A 22,706-nucleotide genomic window follows, 5' to 3' on the forward strand; every position below is an offset into this window, starting at 1 on the left:
GATTAGCAGTCCCGATGTGAGACTGCTAACCCCGGCCGAAGTTCGCTTCGGCTTTATCTGTACGACATAGTACAGAAATAGCCCTTCGGGGTCAATAGCTGTACTGACTGGTTCAGGAGGAATATACCCTTGCCGACATGACGGCGGCGTCTGATCGACTTCATCGACGGCACACCCGGCGCGGTGCTACGGTCGGCCTTATGATCGATCCAAACGCACGCGACCGGCTCGATGCCCTTCTCGCTCAGGGAGGTCGCCGCCTCCTCGGCATCGCCGGCCTCCCCGGCGCGGGTAAATCGACCCTGACCGGATGGCTTCTGGGGGCCTTGGGCGCCCGGGCTGTAGGCGTGCCGATGGACGGGTTCCACCTCGCCAACGCGGAGCTGGCCCGCCTCGGCCGCGACACGCGCAAGGGCGCGCCGGATACCTTCGATGCCGCCGGCTACGTCGCCCTGCTCCGCCGCCTGCGCTCCCCGGTGCCCGGCGAGACGGTCTACGCGCCGGCGTTCCATCGTGAGTTCGACGAGCCCATCGCCGGCGAGATCGCCGTCCCGGCGGCGGTCCCGTTGGTCATCACCGAGGGCAACTACCTCCTGATGGACGACGGCCCCTGGGCCGGCGTGCGCGGGCTGCTCGACGAGGTGTGGTTCGTCGACGTGGATGACGCCCCACGGCGCGCCCAACTGCTCGAACGGCACATGCGCTACGGGCGTGACCGCCAGGCCGCGCTCGACTGGATCGAACGGACCGACGAGCCGAACGCCCGTCGCATCGCCGCGACGGCGCACCGGGCGGACACGCGTGTCCGTCTCGATGCCCGTTCGGTGCCATGACACCTCAGCCACCCGGGAGCCTTGCATGCACGCGGTAACTCCAGACCCATCGGCGGCTTCCGCCGCTTCCGCCCCGGCCTCCACCGGCATCGTCGTCGGCATCGCGGTGATCGCGGCCCTCGGCGGCCTTCTTTTCGGCTACGACACCGGCGTGATCGGCGTGGCCCTGCTCGGCCTGGGGCGGCAGTTCGCCCTCGACGACACCACCAAGCAGTTGGTCACCGGTGCGATCATCTTCGGCGCGCTGTTCGGCTGCCTCGCCACGGGGCCGTTCTCCGACCGGCTGGGGCGCCGGCGCATGGTGATCTTCGTGGGCACGATCTTCGCCATCGGCTCGATCGCCTCGGCCCTGGCGCCGAGCGTGGGCTGGCTGATCGCCGCCCGCTTCGTGCTCGGCCTGTCCGCGGGCAGTTCCACCCAGATCATTCCGGTGTACATCGCCGAGGTGGCCCCGCCGAAGCACCGCGGCAAGATGGTGGTGCTTTTCCAGTTCATGGTGGTGTTCGGCATCACGGTGGCCTATTTCACCGGCTTCGCGCTCGGCGAGCACTGGCGCTGGATGTTCGGGCTCGGCGTGGTGCCGGCGGTGGTGCTGCTGGGCGGCATGGCATTTCTCCCGGAGAGCCCGCGCTGGCTCGTTGCCGAGCAGCGCAAGGATGAAGCCCTGCGCGTGCTCGAACGGGTGCGCGGCAACGCCGCGGCCGCGCGGGCGGAGGTCGCCGAGATCCAGACCGTGGCGCAGAAAGAACCGACCGGCCACTGGAAGGATCTCGCCAAGCCGTGGATCCGTCCCGCGGTGATCGTCGGCGCGGGCATTTCGATGTTCTCGCAGATCACCGGCAACAACGCGCTCATCTACTACGCGCCCACCATCCTCACCAAGGCGGGCTTCTCCGACCAGGCCGCCGTGCTGGGCACCGGCGCGAGCACCGTGCTGGTGGTGATCATGACGGTGATCGGCAGCGTACTCGTCGACCGCATCGGCCGACGCACCTACCTGCTTTGGATGATCCCCGGCTCCATCGTGGCCCTGGTCGTGATGGGCTGGCTGTTCCAGGGCCAGGGCCCCACGAACGACGTCAGCCGCTGGGTGACGGTGGGCTGCCTGGCCGCCTACATGATGCTCAACTGCGGCGGTTTCGGCGTGTGCATCTGGCTGGTCAACGCGGAGGTCTACCCCCTGTTCGTACGCGGCAAGGGCGCGAGCCTGGGCGCGTTCAGCCACTGGATCTTCGACCTGGCGGTGACGCTCACCACGCTCTCGCTGGTGACCTGGCTGGGCGCGACGCACACGTTCTGGCTCTATGCCGTGATTTCGCTGGGCTCACTGGTGTTCATCTACTTCCTCGTGCCCGAGACGATGGGCAAGAGCCTGGAAGAGATCGAACACGAGTTGCGCGAACATCGCTTTTATCCGTACCAGCGGAAGCGGCTCGCGCCGACGCGCTGACGCCTACACGTGCGGCAAGTCGGCCCGGCGCGGCAGCGACCAGTCGATCGGCGGTTCGCCGCGCGAGACCAGGTAAGCGTTGGCCCTGGCGAAGTGCCCGCAGCCCATGAAGCCGCGATGCGCCGACAACGGCGATGGATGCACGCTGCGCAGCACGCAGTGCCGCGTGCCGTCGATGAGCTGCCCTTTTTTCTGTGCATGGCTGCCCCACAGCAGGAAGACCAGCCCCTCGCGTTCGCGGTTGAGCGAGTCGATGGCCGCGTCCGTGAAACCCTCCCAGCCTTTGCCCTGGTGCGACGCGGCCAGGCCCGCCTCCACCGTGAGCACGGCGTTGAGCAGCAACACGCCACGATCGGCCCATGGCGTGAGGCAGCCATGGTCGGGCGGCGCGATGCCGAGGCTGTCGTGGATTTCCTTGAACATGTTCTGCAGCGACGGCGGCACGCGCACGCCCGGCCGCACCGAAAAACTCAAGCCATGCGCCTGGTTTGGACCGTGGTAGGGGTCCTGGCCGAGGATGACCACGCGCACCCGGTCGAACGGCGTGTGCGTAAAGGCGTTGAAGATCTCCGGCCCCGGCGGGTAGATGACCTTGCCCTTCGCTTTCTCCTCCCGCAGGAAATGCGACAGGGCCTGCATCGGGGGCCGGTCGAGGTAGGCGCCGATGCGTTCTTTCCACGACGGCTCCAGCCGGACGCGGTCGTTCATGCGTGGGTCCTTTCGCGCACGTGCCGCGCGACGCGCAGTTGGAACAGCAGCTTGGTGATCAGGAGTTTTTCTTCCACGGGCTTGACCACCAGGTCGTTGGCGCCGGTCCGCAGCAGCGCCGCCTGGTTGGCCGGGTTTTCATCGCCGGTCATGACGAGCACCGGCAGCCGGCCCTTGCCGTAGCCGAACTCGTTGCGGATGCGTTCGACGAGGTCGCCGCCGGTCAGCTCGCCCTTGAGGCTGACGTCGGTGAGTACCACGTCGGCGCCGACGTCGCCCCGGCCGCGCGCCACGCGAAGATGGGCGAGCGCCTCTTCGGCACTGATCACGTGATGCACGGTCAGGCCGTATTTTTCCATCATGCGGCGCGTGGCCAGGGCTACCACACGGCTGTCTTCGACGTAGAGCACCTCGCCTTCGGCACCGCCCTCCGGGGCGACGTAGCCGCGGATGAATTCACCCAGGGCCTCAAAACCGAGCGACTTGTCGAAGTAATCGGTGACGTACTCCCCCATCTCGCGACGTTGCAGACGCGACTCCACGTCGCCGGACACCACCACGATGGGCATGTAGATCTGGGGAGCCGACTCGCGAACGTAGCGCGCCAGTTCCAGGCCATCCATGTCGGACAGCCGCAGGGCGATGGTGACGACGTCGAACACGCCACGCTGCAACTCACCCTGCGCCTCCGCGCCCGTGGCGACGCCGACGATGTCCACCTCGGGCACCTCGGCCAGCACCACCCGGGAAATCAACTGGCGCACCACCTTCGATCCATCGACCACCAGGATGCGCGGCGTCGCGCCCTTGTTCGTGTTCACGTGGATGTCGGCGGCCATGCGCCCTCCCTCAGGCTGACGCCATGCGGTGGATCAGGTGGGCGCTCACCAGACGCGCCCCGACCCAGCCGAGCACGGCCGACGTAAACGGCACGGCCAGCAGCAACCAGGCCGGCAAGCCCCCGAAACTCACGCTTCCGTCGTAGGCGGCCGTGAGCCGCCCGATCGGGCCGGCCATGGCCAGTTCGAGCACCACGGCCAGCACCACGGCGAACACGCCGGCCAGGAAACCCAACCACGCGCCCGCATACAGATAAGGCCGACGGACGAAGGGCCGGCTCGCGCCGATCAGCAGCAGCACACCGATTTCTTCGCTGCGGCTCATGATGTCCACACGAATGGTGTTGCCCACCACCAACAGGGCCGCGATGCCGAGCAGCAGGGCGAGTAGGGTCACCGCTCGCGTGCCGACGCCCAGCAGGGCATCGAGGCGCTGTCGCCATGAACCGGTGTCCTGCACCATGTCGACGCCAGGGGTGTTCTTCATCGCGTCGACCAGGCGGGCGACCTCGTCGGCGGTCAGCCCCGCCCGGGGCTTGACCGACAACACGAACGGCAGCGGATTGGCATCCAGCGACTGCAGCGCGCCCGAAAAGCCCTGCACTTCGGCCAGTTCGTCGAGGCCGTCCTTCGGGGTGCGCACGGCGATCTCGTCGACCTCGGGACGACCGCGCAGCGCCGAGGCCGCGGTTTCGGCCATGCCGGCGTTCTGCCCGGGCTTCATGAACACGCTGATGGTCTGGTTGCGCCCCAGAGCCTCTCCCATGCGCTGCACGTTGCCGAGCAGCAGGTAAAAGGCGAGCGGCAGGGCGAGGGCCACGCCCATCACCGCGACGGTGAGCAACGTGCCCAGCGGACGGGCGCCGAGCCGGCGCAGGCTGATCGACAGGCTCCAGGCGTGGTGTTCGCGCCAGGCGCCGACCTTGTGCGGGCCGCTTCGGCGGGTCTTGTCCGGCTCGGGGGCGCGGCGGGGTTCGCGGACGGCGTTCACAGGACCTCCGTCGCGGGCACGTCGGCCACCAGCTTGCCGTGATCGAGGACGACGACGCGTTTCTTCATTCGCTTGATCAGCATGAGATCGTGGCTGGCGACGAGGACGGCGGTGCCGACCTGCTGGAACTCCGCGAACAGGCTCATGATTTCCAGGGCCAGTTGCGGATCGAGGTTGCCGGTGGGCTCGTCGGCGATGAGCACGGCGGGCTTGGCGACGATCGCGCGGGCGATGCCGACCCGTTGCTGCTCACCGGTGGAGAGCGCCGAGGGCAGCTGCTTTTCGTAACTGAGCAGGCCGACTTTCTCCAGGGCGGCGCGCACGCGCCGACCGCGGTCGGCGGGCGACACGCCGGCGATCACCAGGGGCAGTTCGACGTTGGCGAACACGCTGCGGTCCAGCAGCAGGCGATGGTCCTGGAAGACCATGCCGAGCTTGCGGCGCAGGCGGGGTATGTCGGACGAGCGGACGGTGTTGAGCTTCTGGCCATCGAGGGTGACCACGCCGTTGGTGGGACGCTCGATCATGGCCAGCAGCTTGAGCAACGTGCTCTTGCCGGCGCCCGAATGACCGGTGACGAAGGCCATCTCGCCCGCCCCCACCTGGAACGACACGTCGGTAAGGGCCTGATGGTCGCCCTCGTATCGTTTGCTCACCAGATCGAAACCGATCACCGCACTACCCGTTGGCCCGTGAAGGGTCCAAGGATACGGGATGGCGTGGGGTTTTGCGGGAGTGGCATCGCACCGGGGCTTTTCGCGCGCAAGGCACGCGAAAAGCCGGTGGCGCGGACGCCCTCCGCTACCGGATCACCGACCGCCGAACAGCCGGCCCAGGCGGCGGAAGAAACCGACCTTTTCTTTCGTCGGAGCGGTCGGCGTCGGCGCGTTGGCCGGACGCGTCGCGGCGACCTGGCGCGACGGACGCTGCGCGGCGGCGGCCGGGGAAGCCTTCGCCTCGCCCTGCGGACGCGGCGTCGGGGCGACCGTGGCGCCTTCGGCACCCTCGCGCTGCCCACGACCGCGGCCGCCACGGCGGCGACGCCGCTTCTTCGGGGCCGATTCGGCGGCCATCGCGTCGGCGGCGGCCGAAAGGCCGGACACCGTCTCGGCTACCACCACGGTCTTCACCGGCACCTCGGTCGGCGCGGGGGCGTCGGCTCGCGGCGGACGCGGCGTGCGCTCGCGGCTGCCGGCGCGCTCACCCGAGCGCTCGCCGGACCGCGGACCGCGGCCACCGCGCGGGCCACCGCGACCGCCCTTCTCCGGCGGCGCGCCACGGGTGGGCACGTGGCCACCCGTGTCGTTGGGATCGTCGATCTCGTCCTGCACGCCGTCGGCGCGAGGGCGCGGCGCCGGCATCACCAGCATCCGGGCCTCGATCGAGGCGGTAGGGATCTTCTGGTTGATGTAGGTCTCGATGTCCGGCAGGCCCATCGCGTAGAGGTCGCAGGCGAAACTGATCGCGTCGCCCTCCGCACCGAGGCGGGCCGTGCGGCCGATGCGATGGACGTAGTCTTCGGCATCCTGCGGCAGGTCGTAGTTGAAGACGTGGCTCACGGCCGGGATGTGCAGACCGCGGGCCGCCACGTCGGTGGCCACGAGCATGTCGATCTCGCCGTTCTGGAAGCGCTGTAGCAGCTTCTGGCGCTTGACCTGGGGCACGTCGCCGGAAATGGCGCCGACGCGGAAGTTGTGCCGCTTCAGGCGGTCGGTGATGCGCTCGGCCGCAGCCTTGGTATTGACGAAGATGATGCTGCGCTCGGCCTTGCTCTCTTCGAGCAGGTTGAGCAGCAAGGGCATCTTTTCTTCCTTGGAGGGAAAATAGATCACCTGGCGCACGCGGTCGGCCGTGACGTTTTCGGTCTCAACGACGAGCTTTTCGGCCTCATGCATGTGCTCGTAGGCCAGTTCGAGCACGCGGTGGCTCAGGGTCGCGGAGAACAGCAGCACCTGGCGCTGCTCGCGGGCCGGGAGGCGCCGGAAGATGAAGCGCACGTCCTTGATGAAGCCGAGGTCGAACATGCGATCGGCTTCGTCGATGACCATCACCTCGACGCTGCCGAAGCCGAAGACGTTCTGCTTGTGGTAGTCGAGCAGGCGGCCGGGGGTGGCGATGATGATGTCGCACCCGTCGCGCAGCTGCTGGCGCTGCTTGTCGTAGTCGACGCCGCCGTAGATAAGCGCGCTGCGCAGGCCGATGCCCTTGCCGATGGTGCGGAAATCCTTCTCGATCTGGATCGCCAGTTCGCGCGTGGGCGCGATCACCAGGGCGCGTGGATCGGTGTCCTTGCGGTCGGCGTGGGCGGGGTTTTTCAGCAGGCGGTCGATCAGGGCGACGAGGAAGGCGAAGGTCTTGCCGGTGCCCGTCTGGGCCTGGCCGGCGACGTCGCGACCGGTGAGCGCCACCGGGAGGGTAAGGGCCTGGATGGGCGTGCAGCGGGTGATGCCGGCGGCGGCCAGGCCCTGCTTGAGCAGCGGATGAAGATCGAGGTTTTCGTAGAAGACGTCGGTGAGAACGGTTTCGGACATGGTGTGATGAAGGCCTGGAAGCTTGCGCCGCGGGATGCGGCGCCATCCCGGCGGCGTGCTAGCACCACGGGACGGAGGGAATTCCGGCCGGCGTCACGGGAGAGTCGGGAGCGGCCGGTTGCCAGTGCCGGCGGCCTGTCGAAACACCCGGCGCACGGTGGCCGGAGGCGGTGTGCGCCGGTCCGACGGCTTCCGCTGGCATAGGTGAACCGGCTGCGTGAACCGGTTTACCTATGTCAACGGAAACCATCCGCCGGCCGCTTGAATCGCTTGAATCGCGCCCCTAGTTCGGTTGGAATGAGGGCCATGGGCGTCTATCGCCACGACCTTCCGTTCCGGTTCGACCCATGACTGGGGGCGCCTTAGTGTAGCCGATGCCGGCGCCAGGGTCGTCAACCCGCCTTTTTTCCCCTTTACTTTCCCCTGGAGACCACGGTGAGCGACAAGATCACCCATACCACCGACGCCGCTTTCTCGAAGGACGTCCTCGAATCGGATACCCCCGTCCTCCTCGATTTCTGGGCGGAGTGGTGCGGTCCGTGCAAGTCGATCGCGCCGGTCCTGGACCAGCTCGCGAGCGAATACGAGGGCAAGGTGAAGATCGTGAAGATCAACATCGACGAAAACCAGCAGACGCCGCGCCAGTACGGCATCCGCGGCATCCCGACGCTGATGGTGTTCAAGGGCGGCCAGGTCGCCGGCACCCAGATCGGCGCCGTCGGCAAGAGCCAGCTCGCCCAGCTCATCGAAAAGTCGATCTGACCTCTCTTCACGCGTTACCCCAGCCGCCGCGTGGGGCGCTTTACGATGCGCCTCACGCGATGCTAGGCTCTAGGGGTTCGCCGGGACACCCCTTGTCCCCCTCGCTGCGAACCCCTTCCCATTCTTCTTCCAACGGCGCCCCGTGAGGTTTGCCCGTGTCTGATATCGAAACGAAAGACTCCATCGACGCCAAGGGCGCCGGCGATACGCCTGCGACCGAACCGCGTCCGCGCACCCGCCGCAAGGCACCCGCCGCCGAGGCGCCCGCGGTCGAGACCCCGGCTCCCGTGAAGGCCTCGGCACCCGCGCCGCAGAGCGAACTGCCACTAAGCGCCAAGCCTGCCTTGGCTCCGCAGGGCGAGGCGTCCCAGCCCACCGCGCCGCCGCAGCCCTACGCGCCGCTGCCCAGCCTGCCCAACCCGCAGGCGGCCCATAACCCCAATCCGCAGGCGCCGTCGCCGCAGCAGGGCCAGGGTGGCCAGAATCCGGGCCAGGGCCCGAACGCCAACCGCAATAACAACAGCAACAACAATAACGACCAGCGCGAAGGTCGCGGCCGTCGTCGTCGCAACGAGCGCAACCAGCAGCGCCAGGGCGGAAACGGCAACGGCGGCAATAACGGCAATTACCAGCACCCGCGCAACAACAACGGCTATCCCGTCGACGACGACGAGAACGCCGACGCCGGCAGCAACGATCGCCTGATCAACCTGACCGAGCTCAAGCGCAAGAATTCGATCCAGCTCCTGGAATTCGCCGAGTCCCTCGGCATCCGCGAGGGCGTGGCCCGCCAGCGCAAGCAGGACGTCGTCTTCAACATTCTCAAGGCCCACGCCCGCTCCGGCGGCGGCATCTGGGCCGAGGGCGTGCTCGAGATCCTCCAGGACGGCTTCGGCTTCCTGCGCTCGGCCGACGAGTCCTACCTGGCCGGCCCTGACGACATCTACGTGTCGCCCAGCCAGATCCGCCGCTTCAACCTGCGTACGGGCGACTACATCACCGGACGCGTGCGCCACCCGAAGGAAGGCGAGCGCTATTTCGCCATGCTCAAGGTCGACGACATCAACGGCGATCCGCCGGAGGCGTCGAAGAACAAGCTGCTGTTCGAAAACCTCACCCCGCTGTTCCCGCGCAAGGCGTTCAAGCTCGAGCGCGGCAATGGGTCCACCGAGGACATCACCGGCCGCATCCTCGACCTCGTCGCGCCGATCGGCCGCGGGCAGCGCGGCCTCATCGTCTCCCAGCCCAAGTCGGGTAAGACGATGATGCTGCAGAACATCGCCCAGGCCATCCAGTACAACCATCCCGACGTGCACCTGATCATGCTACTGATCGACGAGCGTCCGGAAGAAGTCACGGAAATCGCCCGCACGGTGCGCGCCGAGGTGATCAGCTCCACCTTCGACGAGCCGGCCGTGCGCCACGTGCAGGTCGCCGAAATGGTGATCGAGCGCGCCAAGCGTCTTGTCGAGCACAAGAAGGACGTCGTGATCCTGCTCGACTCCATCACCCGCCTCGCCCGCGCCTACAACACCGTGGTGCCCAGCTCCGGCAAGGTGCTTACCGGCGGTGTCGACGCCAACGCCCTGCAGCGTCCCAAGCGCTTCTTCGGCGCGGCGCGCAACGTGGAAGAAGGCGGCAGCCTCACCATCATCGCCACGGCGCTGACGGATACCGGCTCGAAGATGGACGAGGTGATCTACGAGGAGTTCAAGGGCACCGGCAACATGGAAGTGCACCTTTCCCGCCGCATTTCCGAGAAGCGCGTCTACCCCGCGATCGACATCAATCGCTCGGGCACCCGCCGCGAAGACCTCCTGATCGACCCCGACCTGCTCGCCAAGATCTGGATCCTGCGCAAGCTTCTCCACCCGATGGATGAGCTGGCCGCGATGGAGTTCATGCTCGACAAGATGAAGAACACCAAGTCCAACGACGAGTTCTTCAATTCGATGAAGCGCTGACCGGCACACCCGGTCCGCCCAGCGAACGAGACGGAAGGCCGCCCCATCGGGCGGCCTTCCGCTTTTCGACGCCCCGTTCCTTTGCCATGGTTCACACGCTGCATTTGGTACGCTCGCCACACTTTTGCTTGCCCGCGCGCGCCCCCATCTGTGCGGCTCCGGCCCCGCCGATCCATGCCAAGGAAGTTCCGTGTCCATTCCCAGCGCCGCCAAGAGCACGCCCATCGGCGACCGTCACGACCTCGTCGCCTATCTCGCCGAGGGGGAAAAGCCGCGCGAGCGGTGGCGGATCGGCACCGAGCACGAGAAATTCGGCTTCTACACCGACGACCTCACGCCTCCGCCGTTCGAAGGCGCGCGTCCGGGCATCCGGGCCATCCTGGAAGGGCTGGCCGAGCGCTATGGGTGGGATATCGCCCGCGAGGGCGACACGCCGGTGGCCCTGACCAAGGGCATGGCCAACATCACCCTCGAACCCGCCGGCCAGCTGGAGCTCTCCGGGGCGCCTCTGGAGTCCATCCACCAGACCTGCGACGAGGTCAGCACCCACCTCCAGGAAGTGCGCTCGGTGGCCGACGCGTTCGGCATCGGCTTTCTCGGCATGGGCTTCCAGCCCAAGTGGCGCCGCGACCAGATGCCGTGGATGCCCAAGGGCCGCTACAAGATCATGCGCGAGTACATGCCCAAGGTCGGCTCGCTGGGCCTGGATATGATGACCCGTACCTGCACGGTGCAGGTCAACCTCGACTACGCGACCGAAGCGGACATGGTGAAGAAATTCCGCGTAGCATTGGCCCTGCAGCCGATCGCCACCGCGCTCTTCGCCAACTCACCCTTCACCGAGGGCCAGCCGAACGGCTTCAAGTCGTATCGCTCCCACGTGTGGACGGACACCGACGCCGACCGCACCGGCATGCTCGATTTCGTCTTCGAGGACGGTTTCGGCTACGAGCGCTATGTCGACTACATCCTCGACGTACCCATGTATTTCAGCTACCGCGACGGTCGCTATGTCGATCTGTCCGGGCAGGACTTCAAAGCCTTCATGCGCGGTGAGCTCGCGGCGCTGCCCGGCGTGCGGGCCAATATGAAGGACTGGGCTGACCACCTCACCACTGCGTTCCCCGAGGTGCGCCTGAAGCAATACCTGGAAATGCGTGGCGCCGACGCCAGCCCGTGGAACCAACTCTGCGCCCTGCCCGCCTACTGGGTCGGCCTGCTGTACGACGACGTGGCCCTGGACGCGGCCTGGGACCTGGTCAAGGACTTCAGCAAGACGGAGCGCCACGCCCTGCGCGACGGTGTGCCCAGGCATGCCCTTGCCCTGCCATTCCGCGGTCACAGCGTACGCGAGCTCGCGCTGGAATCGCTCAAGATCGCCGAGCACGGCCTGAAGCGGCGCGACATACGCAGTTCGCGCGGCGCCGACGAGTCGATCTATCTCGAACCGCTGCTGGAAATGGCGCTATCGGGCAAGACCCAGGCGGACACCAAGCTGGAGTTGTTCCACGGCAAGTGGAACGGCAACGTGGATCCCGTGTTCGGGGAATACGCCTACTGATCGCACCGGGCGGATCTGCCCGAGCCACGAGGGTGGACACCAGGGTCTCACCGCCAAACGCCCAGGTGCAACGCGCTCTGGCGCTACCAGGTCTCCACAGCGCCACGGCTCGCGGGATCAACCATCGACCTGGCCACAAGATCGACCGCCGGGAGGGTTCCCGGACTTCCGTGAAGAACCTAAAAAAAACCTCCCCGTCGCCGGGGAGGTTTTTCCTTTCAGGCACTGATCGGTGAATCGATCAGAACTGATACTTGGCCGAGACCGAGAGCAGGTTGCCCTTGTCGTCGTTCTCGCCGACCAGGCGATCGTTGGTCGCGCTGCTCACACCACCGATATGCGCCTTGTTGACGAAGATGTGCGCGTAGCCGGCGTTGATTTCAAAGCGCTCGGTCGCCTTGTAGCCGATACCGAAGGCCAGCCACTTGCGGGTGGAGTCCGGCACGCGCGGCGAACGGGTGTCGTCGTAGGTTGGGGTGCTGTCCACGGCCACACCGGCGCGCAGCGTCAGGCGGTCGGTGGCGTAGTACTCGCCGCCGGCCGACAGGAAGTAGCTGTTGCGCCAGCTGTAGTTTTCGCTGGTCGGCGGCTGGTTCGGGTTCGAGTAGTTGACCGTGAGGTCCTTGAACGAATCCCACTTGGTCCACGACAGATCGAAGCCCAGGCCGAACTTGGTGTCCTGGTGCCAGAAGCTGGCGGTCGCCACGGCAGGCGTGGTGAAGCCGGCCTGGCCGTCGGTGTGGGTAAACGGCGGCTGGCCGCTGCCCAGCAGAGCGCCCACGGTCGGGTTCGACAGCACGGCGGTCACGTTCGACGGCATCGTGAAGTTGCCGGTGCCTTCCAGCGTGTGCTTGATCTTGCTGCGGTAGGCGAGCGAGAGGCGATCGTTCGGCGTCAGCTTCCACAGGCCGCCGACCTGCCAGCCGTAGGCCCAGTCGTCGCCCTTGATGCGGGCGACGCCGTCGCTACCCGGCTGCACGATGGTCGCGTACTGGGTGGCCAGCGCCTGGGCCACGGCCGGCGAGATCTGGCCGGCGGCGGCGGCACGCTGGATCAGGCCCAGGCCGACGGAGTTGTAGTTGATGGCGCTGGTCAGTTCGGCGCTGGTCTTCTGCGCGATGGCGCTGACGCCGAGCGCGAAGTCGTCGGTCACGTCATAGGAGGCCGAAAGAGTGATGTCGAACGACTTGAAGTCGGACTTCACCGCGTTATAGCGGCCCTTCCAGTCGCCGTCGTACTCCGTCTTGAAGCCGAACGGCGCGGTAGCGGCCAGGCCGAGGTGCCACTTGTCGCTCACCTGGGTGGCGAAATACAGCGCCGGCACCGGGATGGTGGTGCCCGCGTCGCCGCCGTTGCCGCCGCTGATCGGGCGACCCTGGGCATCGGTGGCCGTGCCGCGGAACTTGGTGCTGAAGTTGATGCCGGTGACGTCGGCCTGGAACACGTTGCCCTGCAGCAGCGACATCGCGGCCGGATTGTTGACGATGACCGAGGCGTCGTCGCCCGCGGCGGCCGAACCGGCGAATGCGCGACCGAGAGCCTTGGCGCTGTTTTCCTTCAGCTGGAAGGCACTGGCGTGGGCGGCCTGGGGAGCCACCAGCGCGCCGGCGATGGCCAGCGAAAGCGCGGCGACGGCCAGCGGGCGAATACGGACGTTCATCTGCATGAGGGCTCCTGCTTTTTTTCGTGGGGTGTCGGCTGCGGGGAAAACTTATCTGTTTTCATACGCGCGTTTAACAAACCGGCGACGAACTTTGGAGGACTTGACGTATTTTTTGCAAGTGCAGTCGCAACAAAGCCGAAACCGCCGACAGGTTAGTGCGCACGCAGGCGCAGGATTTTGGTAGGGTGTGATGCCGAGCCGCCGCGAGACCTGCCGTCATGCACTGCTTCGTCTACGCCAGCCTGCGCAAGCCCGACACCTATGTCTGGCTCGTCCGTCGCGAGGGATTCGACCTCCTCCCACCGCCGTTGGCCCTCCTGCTGGGCGACCTCCGCTTCGCGCTCGAGGTCGAACTCACCCCGCAGCGAAAGCTTCCGCTCGACGATGCTGAGAAAGTGCTCACCAATCTGCGCGACCAGGGCTGGCACCTCCAGACACCACCCCACGAGACGCTGAGCGTCTGCAACCTTCCCAACCATCACCGTGAGATCGATCCGGTCCGACCCTGACCTGGCCGATTCAGTGCATTTCCCGACCGTGCAGGCGTGGTTAACACCGCGTTACCGTCTGCCGCGTTTTCGCTTCGTATACTCCCGCGCATGGCCAATCCCAAACGTCGTCGACCGCCGCTGATCAAGGCGCTGCCCTGGTTCCTTCCCGCCCTCGCCGCCGTCGCGTGCGCCGGGCTGACCGCCTCCCCGCTGACCCTGATCCCCCTGCTGCTCGCCAACGCCCTGGCCATGGGCGCGGTATGCCACGCGATCGGTTTCGATCCGGAGCCCAGCTACCTGCGCACGGTGTTACGCCGGGGCGCCGCCAACGTGGTGATCTTCACCGGCTACACCTTCGTGGTGTTCGTGCTTGTGGCGTGGCCGCTACTGAAGCTGACCCAGGCGCCGAGCCTTGGCGCCGCCCTGCTGCTCGCCGCGACGCTCGTGGTGGCGCTGGCCGCCCTGTGGCGCACCTGGCCCGCATTCGGCCTGCTCTTCCTCTGGGACGACGCCTACCCCGAAGACAGCGGTAACGGCTCATGGATCTTCACCGCCGTGGCTCGTTCGGTCAGCTTCGGCCGCCATCTGTCGGCGGAAGATCGCTTCTTCAGCCATTTCCTGCCATCGGCCTTCAGCCTGCTGGTACTCGCGTTCTGCGCCGTGGCCCTGTCCGGCCTCTACGGGGTACTCCCGCCGGAGATGCGCATCGCCGCCCTGGGCATCTATGCGGTGGTGCTGCTGCCGCTGGGCTGCATGGTCATCGCCAACCGTACGCTGCGCGCGCTGCTGTGCGACCGCCGGGGTCACCTGCGCACCGCCCGGGCCGAACCCCGGCGCGAGGCGGAATCCCGCCGGGAACCGACGCTCGCGATGGACGAGCCCGCGCCGCCTCCCGCACCGATCCCGGTGCTGAGCCAGGAAGAAAGCCTGCCCGGCGTGCGCGAACGCGAGTTGCTCACGGCCATTCGCAAAGGTGACGTCGCCCGTGCCGTCGCGCTTGTGGAAGCCGGGGCCGCCCCGGATACCGCCGCCGAGCCGGGCGACCGCGACCAACGACCGGTACTCACCCTCGCCGCGCTGTCGCCGGACACCCGTCTGTTGCGCGCCCTGATCGCCAAGGGCGCGACGGTCGACCGAGCGCACAATGGCGTCACTGCGCTGCTCGCCGCCTCGCGCGACAGCTGGCACGGACGCCCCGAAGCGGTGCTGACCCTGCTTACCAACGGTGCCGACGCCACGCGCGCCGATGCCGAAGGCAACACGGCGCTGCATGGCGCCGTGCTGAGCGCCGAACCGACGGTCGCGGCGATGCTGGTCGATGCCGGCGCGCCGGTCGATGCCGTCAATGCCGCGGGCGATACGCCGCTGGCCGTCGCCGCGCGCGCGGCCAACTGGACACTGGTTCGCTTCCTGCTCGAACACGGTGCCAAACCGGCGCCCGTCGGCGCGGAACCGGCCATCGTCGCCGCGGCGGGCATCGCCGATGACGACGCCGAAGGGGTCAAGGTGCTGATGCGGCACAAGGGCTCGGTCAACGCGACCGGCCCCAGCGGCCGCACCGCCCTGATCGCCGCCGCAGGCGAAGGGCACGAGCAGATCGTCCGTGCCCTTCTCCAGGCCAACGCCAACCCGAACCTCGCCGATCGGCACGGCACCACCGCCCTCATGGAAGCCGCGCGGGCGGGAGCCCACGGTATCGTGCAATGCCTGGCCGATGCCTCCGCCGACGCCACCCCGCGCGATACGCACGGCCGTGACGCCCTGACCCTCGCCTGCCAGTCACCACGCGCCAAGGCGGCGACCGTACGCGCGCTGCTCGCGCTCGGCGCCCGGCCGAAAGACCCCGGCGCCGACGGACGCAGCGCGCTCGATCACGCCGCCGCGGCGGGGCGCTGGGATTTCGTCGCGCTGCTCGACCCGGATACCCCCCTGCCCAGTTCCCTGAGCGAGTCGGTGCTACCCGAAGCGGGCGCCGATTCGCCCCACCACCTGCATGACGCGCTTCGCTTCGGCCATTGGGCGGTCGCCTCCACCTTCGCCACCAAGGTGCGCGAATGGCCTTCGCACGAACTGGCCACGCTTTACGTCGATCTGGCCGGCACAGGGCTGGACGCGGCGCGGGCCTGGCTGCTCGATCACGGCCTGTCCGCCGAGGCGCGGCTCGCTTCGCCGGAGGGTGACGAACCGTCTGGCCGCCGCCTGTTCGACGCCTTGCTGCAACAGCTGCCCCAGTCCGCCGACGCCCTGCTCCAGTTGCTGCGCGCTGGCGCCTCGCCGGCGGGCGCGGGCCTGCTCGGCCAGGCCCTGTGCCGTCTGGACGGTGCCGACGACGCGCTGGCGCTCACCATGCTTGAGGGGGGGGCCGATCCGTTCGGTGCCGATGCGCGTGGGCGGACCCCGATGCACATGGCGGCGGCGAGCGGCCTGCCGCGTGTGCTGGCCGCCCTGCTCGCCCGTGGCGTCAATCCCAACGTGCGCGACTTCGGCGGCCGCACCCCGTTGCACGCGGCACTGGATCATGGCGGCGATACGCTTCCGCTCGTCCGCCCGCTGGTGGCGCACGGCGCCGATCCCGAAGCGGCGGACGTCAACGGCGAGACGCCCTACGGCCTTGGTATCGGGCGTGGCGACGTCGAGCGCTGGTTGAGTTGGCCGGCATGGCAGCCGCCGCGCCGCCCACTGCGCGCCGACGACCTCCCGGCCGCCGCGGCCGCGGGCGACCTGCACGCGGTGGAGCGGCTGCTCGAACTCGGATTCCTCGTGGATACCCGTGACGAAAAGGGCGCCTCGGCCCTGATTCGCGCGGCCGGCGCGGGACATCGCGACGTTGCCGCGCGACTCCTTGAGGCAGGCGCCGATCCGGCCGCCCCGGCGGCGTCTGGCATCACGCCGCTGGCCGCGGCCGTCAACACGCGTCGTGACGGCGTCGTCGAGCTGCTGCTCTCGCGCGGTGTCGATGTCGACCAGCGACTACCCGGCGGCACCACCGCGCTGATGGTGGCGGCCGCGATGGGATACCCGGATATCGCCGAGCGCCTGCTCGCCGCGAACGCCGACGCGAAGGCCGAGGACGCCCATGGCCACACCGCGCTCCACGCGGCGGCGCAGTACAGCTTCGGCAGCAGCGACAGCCTGCGCGCGCGCCGCCTGTTCGACGTGCTGATCGCTCGCGGTGCCGACGTCAACAAGGCCGACAAGGACGGTGCCACGCCGCTCTTGCTTTTGCTCGGCTCGCACATGCGCCCCGGGAGCACGGCCGACGCGACGCACCTGGGCGCGCTCGTGCCGGTACTGCTCGACGCCGGTGCGTCGATGGAACACGCCGACCAACGCGGCGTGAGCGCGCTGCACGCGAGCGCGATGCATGCCCTGCTCGCACCCGCGCGCGTGCTGCTGAATCGCGGTGCGAACCGCCACGCTGCCGACGCCTTCGGGCGCACGGCAGGCGACGTGGCACGCCATCTCGGGTACGTCGATATCGCGCATGAGCTGGGCGTGCGCAGCGGTACGATCCCGAGCGTGCGGCAGACGCTGCGGCAGCCCGCGCAGCCCGACTGATACCCGCTGGACCGGTCGGGGCGGCGGTCATGCCGCCGCCGACGGGATCATCGACCGCCGCGTTCGCGCTCTTCGGCGAGGTCGGCTTCGAACAACTGCTGCAGGTCGTGCAGCGCTTCGTTGGACGTCTGCACCAGCGCCGCTTCGTCGTCGTAGACGAGATACTGCTGACGCAACACCTGGGTGTCGTGGGCCCGGAACCGCTCGATGCGGCTGGTCGCCACTTCCGGCGCCATGCCCAGCGATTCGAGCACGTGCCGGGTCATCTCCAGACTGGAAAAGAAAGTCTCGCGCACGGGGTCTTCCACACCGATGTCCATAAGGCGGAACACGTGCTGGCGGTTGCGGGCCCGGGCGACGATCTTCAGGTGCGGATACTGCCGGCGCACGAGCCGCGCAGTGCGGATATTCGCTTCCGGATCGTCCGTGGCGATGACGAACACCTCGGCCTTGTCCGCCTGCGCCGCGCGTAGCATTTCCGGCCGGCCGGGATCACCGAAGAACAGTGACGTGCCGCCGAAGCGGCGCGAGGTGTCCACCTGCTCGACCGAGCTTTCCAGCGCCACGAACGGGATGTCCTGGGCACGCAGGATGCGCGCCACGATCTGCCCCATGCGGCCGAAGCCGGCGATGATGACGCGCGGTGCGTCAGCCTCGATCTGGTCGAATTCGCGCTCTGGCTTGCGCACGCGCTCGCGGACGAGTCGCGATGCGGCCAGCACGAGCAAGGGGGTGAGCGCCATCGAGAGCGAAATCGCCATCACCATCAGCCCGCGCTGGCTATCGTCGATGAGGCGATTTTGCTGGGCGAGGTTGAGGATCACGAAAGCAAACTCGCCGCCACTGGCCAACACGGCGGCCAGGCGCACGGCATCGCCGCCGCCGAGCGCGCCCACGAGCCGACCAAGCGGCCAGATGAGCACAGCTTTTACCGCCAGGAGCAAGGCCACCATGCCCAGCACGAGCAACGGCTGGGCGACGAGCAGGGCGAGATCCACCGACATGCCCACGCTGACGAAGAACAGGCCCAGCAGCAGGCCCTTGAACGGCTCGATGTTCGATTCGAGTTCGTGACGGTATTCGGAGTCGGCCAGGAGCAGCCCGGCGAGAAACGCGCCCAGCGTGGTCGAAATACCCGCCAGTTCCATCAGCCACGCGGTGCCCATCACCACGAGCAGGGCGGTGGCGGTGAAGACCTCGGTGCTCTTGGCGCGCGCGACGAAACGGAACACGTGGCGCAGCAGCAGTCGTCCGCCGACGATCACGCCGAGGATCGTGCCGACCACGCGGATCACCATCATCGGATCGGGCGCGTGGGTGTCGCGCGCGAGCGCGCCGCCGAGCAGTGGCACCGCGGCGATCAACGGGATCGCGGCGAGGTCCTGGAAGAGGAGGATCGCGAACGCCTGGCGGCCGTACACCGTGCCGGCTTCCTTGCGCTCGGCGAGGATCTGCAAGCCGAAGGCCGTCGACGAGAGCGCGAGGCTGCCGCCCACGATGACTGCGGCTTTCCAGGTGAGGCCGAAGAGGAAATAACCGATCGCGCCCAACGCCGTCGCACAGGCCAGCACCTGGAGCGAGCCGCTGCCGAAGACCGCGCGGCGCATCACCCATAGCCGCGAGGGCGAGAGTTCCAGGCCGATGACGAAGAGCATCAGCACCACGCCGAAATCGGAGATCGTCGCGACGCCCTGGGTGTCGCTGACCAGCCCAAGCACCGAGGGGCCGATGACGACCCCGGCGAGCAGGTAACCCAGCACGGCGCCGAGCCGGAAACGTTTCGTCAGGGGGACGGCGATGACCGTCGCCAGGAGAAAGACGACCGCCGTTTCGAGAAAGTGATGTCCGTCCATCCAGCGACTCTCCGCAGATCGCCCTGGATTATGTCACGCCCAGGGCCGTCAGGCCTTGAGCCAACGTGCTACGTCGAGCGCGAAATAGGTGAGGATCGCATCCGCGCCCGCGCGCTTCATCGCCAGCAGCGACTCCATCACCACGGCCTTTTCGTCGAGCCAGCCGTTCTGCGCGGCGGCCTTGATCATCGCGTACTCCCCGCTCACCTGGTAGACGAAGGTGGGCGCGCCGAAGGTGTCTTTCACGCGACGCACGATGTCCAGATAGGGCAGGCCCGGCTTGACCATGACCACGTCGGCGCCCTCGGCCAGATCGAGCTCGACTTCGCGCAGCGCCTCGTCGCTGTTGCCGACGTCCATTTGGTAGGTGTGCTTGTTGCCCTTGCCCAGGTTCGCCGCCGAGCCCACGGCATCGCGGAAGGGGCCATAGAAGCTGGACGCGTACTTGGCCGAATAGGCGAGGATGCGCGTGTGGATGTGGCCGGCCGCTTCGAGGGCTTCGCGGATCGCGCCGATGCGGCCATCCATCATGTCCGACGGCGCCACGAAATCCATGCCCGCCTCCGCCTGCGCCAGCGACATCTTGATCAGCGCCTCGATCGTGGGCTCGTTCATCACGTAGCCGTCGGCATCGATCAGGCCGTCCTGGCCGTGCGTCGTGTACGGATCGAGGGCGACGTCGCCGATGAGACCGAGCCCGGGGAAACGTGTCTTCAACTCACGCGTGGCGCGCTGAAAGAGCGCGTCCGGATTCCACGCCTCGCGGGCATCCTCGCTCTTGGCCGAGGCGCCGACGGACGGGAACAGCGCCAGCGCCGGGATGCCCAGCTCGACACACGCGGCGCCGAGCTTGAGTAGCTCGTCGATGGACAGTCGCTCGACGCCGGGCATGGACGGCACCGGTTCGCGCACGCCCTGCCCCTCGACGACGAAGGCGACCATGATGAGGTCGGACACGGTAAGGACGTTTTCGCGCATCAGCGCGCGGGAAAAGGCGTCGCGGCGCATGCGGCGCATGCGAACGGCGGGAAAGCTCATGGGAGGCGGCCTGTTCGGTGGCGATCCGCCCATTTTACGCCCCGCATCCTCGCTGCGGCATGTCAAAGCGTCGCAGGCCGCTCAGCCCTCGACGGGAATGCGCGCCGTGGTCGCCGGATCGAAGAAATGCAGGCGCCCCGGCCGGAACCCGAGGCCGACGTCGCTGCCGGCCGCCACCGCCGACTGCGGCGGCACGCGCGACACCAGTTCGTCGCCCGCGTAGCGCATGTTGAGGAAGATTTCGTTGCCCACCGGCTCCACCACCTCGACGTGCGCACGCAGGCGTTCGTCGAGACCTGCATGGTCGGCCACGGTGAGCAGGTCTTCGGGGCGCAGGCCGACGATGATCGGGCTGTCGACGTACGCGGCGAGCGCCGCCGAATCGGTGCCCAGATCGATGGCGCCGTCTTTCATCACCAGGCGCAGGCCATCCTCGCGGCGCAGGGTGCCGTGGAAGAGATTCATCGCCGGGCTGCCGAGGAAGCCGGCCACGAACAGGTTGGCCGGCTTCTCGTAGAGCTTCATCGGCGTGTCGAGCTGCTGGATCTCGCCGCCGTTGAGCACCACGATGCGCTGCCCCAGCGTCATCGCCTCGATCTGGTCGTGGGTGACGTAGACCATGGTGGCGCCGACGCGGCGATGGATGCGGGCGATCTCCACTCGCGTGGAAAGGCGCAGCTTGGCGTCGAGGTTGGACAGCGGCTCGTCAAGCAGGAACACGGCCGGATCACGGACCATGGCGCGCCCCAGCGCCACGCGCTGGCGCTGCCCGCCGGAGAGCGCGGCCGGGCGATGGTCGAGGCGCTCTTCCAGCCCGAGCATCGCGGCGGCATCGGCCACGCGACGCGCGATCTCGTCTTTGGCCACGCCGCGCAGGCGCAGGCCGAAGCCAAGGTTCTCGCGCACCGTCATGTGCGGGTAGAGCGCGTAGTTCTGGAACACCATGGCGATGTCGCGATCTTTCGGCGCCACGTCGTTCACCACGCGGTCGCCGATGGTCATCGTGCCCCCGGTGATCGATTCCAGCCCGGCGATCATCCGCAGCAGCGTGGTCTTGCCGCAGCCCGACGGCCCCACCAGCACCAGCAGCTCGCCGTCGGCGATCTCGAAGCTCGCCTCCTTCAGGGCGACGTGCCCGTTCGGGTAGACCTTGCGTACCTTTTCCAGACGCACCGCTGCCATGTACCGCTCTCCCGTAAGGTCCGGAACCCGCATCGCACCGGACAATCCGGTATTCTGCCGACGTAAACGTTTACGTCAAAGTGGCTGCAGGGTAGCCGTGAAGGATGCCCGAAGGAAATCGTCACTGGACGCCAGCCCCGGCCCAAGGCACCCTTCCGGGCTATCCCCGTGACACGACAGGTTTCCAACATGGCCAACGTGAGCGCCCCGGCGCCGACCTTGCTTGCCGACCTCGGCGGCACCAACGTGCGCTTCGGCGTCGCGCATCCTGAGCAGGATCAACCGCTTATCCAGGAAAGCGTGCGGCGCTACCACGTCAAGGACTACCCCTCCCTCGCCGACGCGGCCCGGCAGTATTTCAAGGAAACCGGCCACGAGGCGCAGCGCGCCATCATCGCTGCCGCCGGCCGCATCGACAACGGCGAAACGGTGAAGGTCACCAACAACCCGTGGGCGATCTCCGCGCACAAGCTCGCCAAGGAACTCGACCTTGAGTGGGTGCACCTGGTGAACGATTTCGCCGCCCAGTCCATGGCGGTGATGCTGATGAGCCCGGACAAGCGCATCGACGACGCCGGCCATTGCGAACTGGAGAAAGTCGGCACGCTGCCGGTGCCGACGATCGGCGCGAAAGACGAGCAGACCTTCGTGGTCGTGGGTCCCGGCACTGGCCTGGGCGTCGGCGGCCTGCTGATCCGCGGCGAGAAGGTGAGCGTGTTGCAGACCGAGGGCGGCCATGCCGGTTTCGCCGCGCACAGCCCCGAGGACATCGAGATCCTCAAGGTGCTCAACCTCAAGTACGGCCGCGTCTCCAACGAGCGCCTCATCAGCGGCCAGGGTCTGGCCAACCTTTACACGGCGATCTGCGAGATCTCCGGGCAGAAGGCCGACGAAGACATCACGCCGGAAGAAATCACCCGTCGCGCCACCGACAAGACCTGCCCGATGTGCGCCCGCGCGGTGGAAACCTTCGCCGGCATCTTCGGCAGCGTCGCCGGTGACCTGGTACTCACCCTGGGCGCGTGGGATGGCGTGTACCTCACCGGCGGCATGACGCCGATCCTTCTGCCGTGGATCCAGAAGCACTTCCGCGAACGCTTCGAAGCCAAGGGCCGCTTCCGTGACACGATGGAAAAGGTGCCCACCCAGGCCATCATGAACCCCGAACCGGGCCTCATCGGCGGCGCGGCCCTGGCGATCGTGGAAGCCGGCGGTACGCCGCTGCGCGGCCGCTGACCGTCACCTCCGTGCAGGAGCCCGCCCCGCGGGCGATAGGCAGGCT

General features: G+C 67.8%; 17 protein-coding genes. 8 read left to right on the forward strand and 9 right to left on the reverse strand.

Going from position 1 to position 22,706, the window contains the following annotated elements; all coding sequences use genetic code 11:
* The first annotated feature begins 200 nt into the window (after nt 1–200).
* Nucleotides 201–833 (forward strand): nucleoside/nucleotide kinase family protein, encoded by a 633-nt coding sequence (locus tag PI246_RS15035; protein WP_320552128.1) that lies wholly within the window; start codon nt 201–203, stop codon nt 831–833.
* Nucleotides 834–858: 25 nt separating this feature from the next.
* Entirely contained in the window at nt 859–2,283 is a 1,425-nt protein-coding gene (locus PI246_RS15040) for a sugar porter family MFS transporter (protein WP_320552129.1), read from the forward strand.
* Between the two features lie 3 nt (nt 2,284–2,286).
* On the opposite strand, the gene ung is transcribed toward PI246_RS15040, so the two are convergent.
* From ung to PI246_RS15065, 5 genes are all read right to left on the reverse strand, one after another.
* Nucleotides 2,287–2,991, reverse strand: a complete 705-nt coding sequence (ung, locus tag PI246_RS15045) for a uracil-DNA glycosylase (protein WP_320552130.1) — start codon at nt 2,989–2,991, stop codon at nt 2,287–2,289.
* Nucleotides 2,988–3,830: a response regulator gene (locus tag PI246_RS15050; protein ID WP_320552131.1), complete on the reverse strand. Its 843-nt coding sequence runs from the start codon at nt 3,828–3,830 to the stop codon at nt 2,988–2,990. The genes ung and PI246_RS15050 overlap by 4 nt, the downstream gene beginning before the upstream one ends.
* A gap of 10 nt (nt 3,831–3,840) precedes the next feature.
* The gene (ftsX, locus tag PI246_RS15055) at nt 3,841–4,821 is read right to left on the reverse strand and encodes a permease-like cell division protein FtsX (RefSeq protein WP_320552132.1); all 981 of its coding nucleotides are present in this window, start codon (nt 4,819–4,821) and stop codon (nt 3,841–3,843) included.
* A complete protein-coding gene (ftsE, locus tag PI246_RS15060) occupies nt 4,818–5,495 on the reverse strand; it encodes a cell division ATP-binding protein FtsE (RefSeq protein ID WP_320552133.1) in 678 nt (225 codons plus the stop codon). Before ftsE ends, ftsX begins: the two co-directional genes overlap by 4 nt.
* A 135-nt stretch (nt 5,496–5,630) precedes the next feature.
* Complete coding sequence (locus tag PI246_RS15065; protein WP_320552134.1) at nt 5,631–7,352, reverse strand: DEAD/DEAH box helicase; 1,722 nt, start codon at nt 7,350–7,352, stop codon at nt 5,631–5,633.
* A 435-nt stretch (nt 7,353–7,787) separates the two neighbouring features.
* Between PI246_RS15065 and trxA the strand changes: the two genes are divergently transcribed.
* The 3 genes from trxA to PI246_RS15080 all read left to right on the forward strand — a co-directional run bounded on the left by trxA (nt 7,788) and on the right by PI246_RS15080 (nt 11,639).
* The gene (trxA, locus tag PI246_RS15070; RefSeq protein WP_320552135.1) at nt 7,788–8,114 is read left to right on the forward strand and encodes a thioredoxin TrxA; all 327 of its coding nucleotides are present in this window, start codon (nt 7,788–7,790) and stop codon (nt 8,112–8,114) included.
* A gap of 155 nt (nt 8,115–8,269) precedes the next feature.
* A complete protein-coding gene (gene rho, locus PI246_RS15075) occupies nt 8,270–10,078 on the forward strand; it encodes a transcription termination factor Rho (protein ID WP_320552136.1) in 1,809 nt (602 codons plus the stop codon).
* A gap of 190 nt (nt 10,079–10,268) precedes the next feature.
* The gene (locus PI246_RS15080) at nt 10,269–11,639 is read left to right on the forward strand and encodes a glutamate--cysteine ligase (RefSeq protein WP_320552137.1); all 1,371 of its coding nucleotides are present in this window, start codon (nt 10,269–10,271) and stop codon (nt 11,637–11,639) included.
* 241 nt (nt 11,640–11,880) lie between these two features.
* Here PI246_RS15080 and PI246_RS15085 read toward each other — a convergent pair whose 3' ends face one another.
* Nucleotides 11,881–13,305: an OmpP1/FadL family transporter gene (locus PI246_RS15085; RefSeq protein ID WP_320552138.1), complete on the reverse strand. Its 1,425-nt coding sequence runs from the start codon at nt 13,303–13,305 to the stop codon at nt 11,881–11,883.
* Between the two features lie 215 nt (nt 13,306–13,520).
* Between PI246_RS15085 and PI246_RS15090 the strand changes: the two genes are divergently transcribed.
* Together PI246_RS15090 and PI246_RS15095 are read left to right on the forward strand one after the other, a co-directional pair.
* Nucleotides 13,521–13,811: a YcgL domain-containing protein gene (locus PI246_RS15090; RefSeq protein WP_320552139.1), complete on the forward strand. Its 291-nt coding sequence runs from the start codon at nt 13,521–13,523 to the stop codon at nt 13,809–13,811.
* A 90-nt stretch (nt 13,812–13,901) separates the two neighbouring features.
* Nucleotides 13,902–17,351 carry an ankyrin repeat domain-containing protein gene (locus PI246_RS15095; protein WP_320552140.1) on the forward strand — a complete coding sequence of 1,150 codons (3,450 nt, stop codon included), beginning with the start codon at nt 13,902–13,904 and terminating at the stop codon, nt 17,349–17,351.
* Nucleotides 17,352–17,398: 47 nt separating this feature from the next.
* Here the strand turns inward: PI246_RS15095 and PI246_RS15100 are convergent, their stop codons facing one another.
* From PI246_RS15100 to PI246_RS15110, 3 genes are all read right to left on the reverse strand, one after another.
* Complete coding sequence (locus PI246_RS15100) at nt 17,399–19,204, reverse strand: monovalent cation:proton antiporter-2 (CPA2) family protein (RefSeq protein ID WP_320552141.1); 1,806 nt, start codon at nt 19,202–19,204, stop codon at nt 17,399–17,401.
* 48 nt (nt 19,205–19,252) lie between these two features.
* On the reverse strand, nt 19,253–20,242 hold the full coding sequence (gene hemB / locus PI246_RS15105; RefSeq protein WP_320552142.1) for a porphobilinogen synthase: 990 nt from the start codon (nt 20,240–20,242) through the stop codon (nt 19,253–19,255).
* Nucleotides 20,243–20,323: 81 nt separating this feature from the next.
* Nucleotides 20,324–21,424 carry an ABC transporter ATP-binding protein gene (locus PI246_RS15110; protein ID WP_320552143.1) on the reverse strand — a complete coding sequence of 367 codons (1,101 nt, stop codon included), beginning with the start codon at nt 21,422–21,424 and terminating at the stop codon, nt 20,324–20,326.
* A gap of 198 nt (nt 21,425–21,622) precedes the next feature.
* On the opposite strand from PI246_RS15110, the gene glk reads away from it, so the two are divergent.
* On the forward strand, nt 21,623–22,660 hold the full coding sequence (gene glk, locus PI246_RS15115; protein ID WP_320552216.1) for a glucokinase: 1,038 nt from the start codon (nt 21,623–21,625) through the stop codon (nt 22,658–22,660).
* Nucleotides 22,661–22,706: the final 46 nt, after the last annotated feature.

The organism is Luteibacter sahnii (genome assembly GCF_034063545.1).
Classification (GTDB): Bacteria; Pseudomonadota; Gammaproteobacteria; order Xanthomonadales; family Rhodanobacteraceae; genus Luteibacter; species Luteibacter sahnii.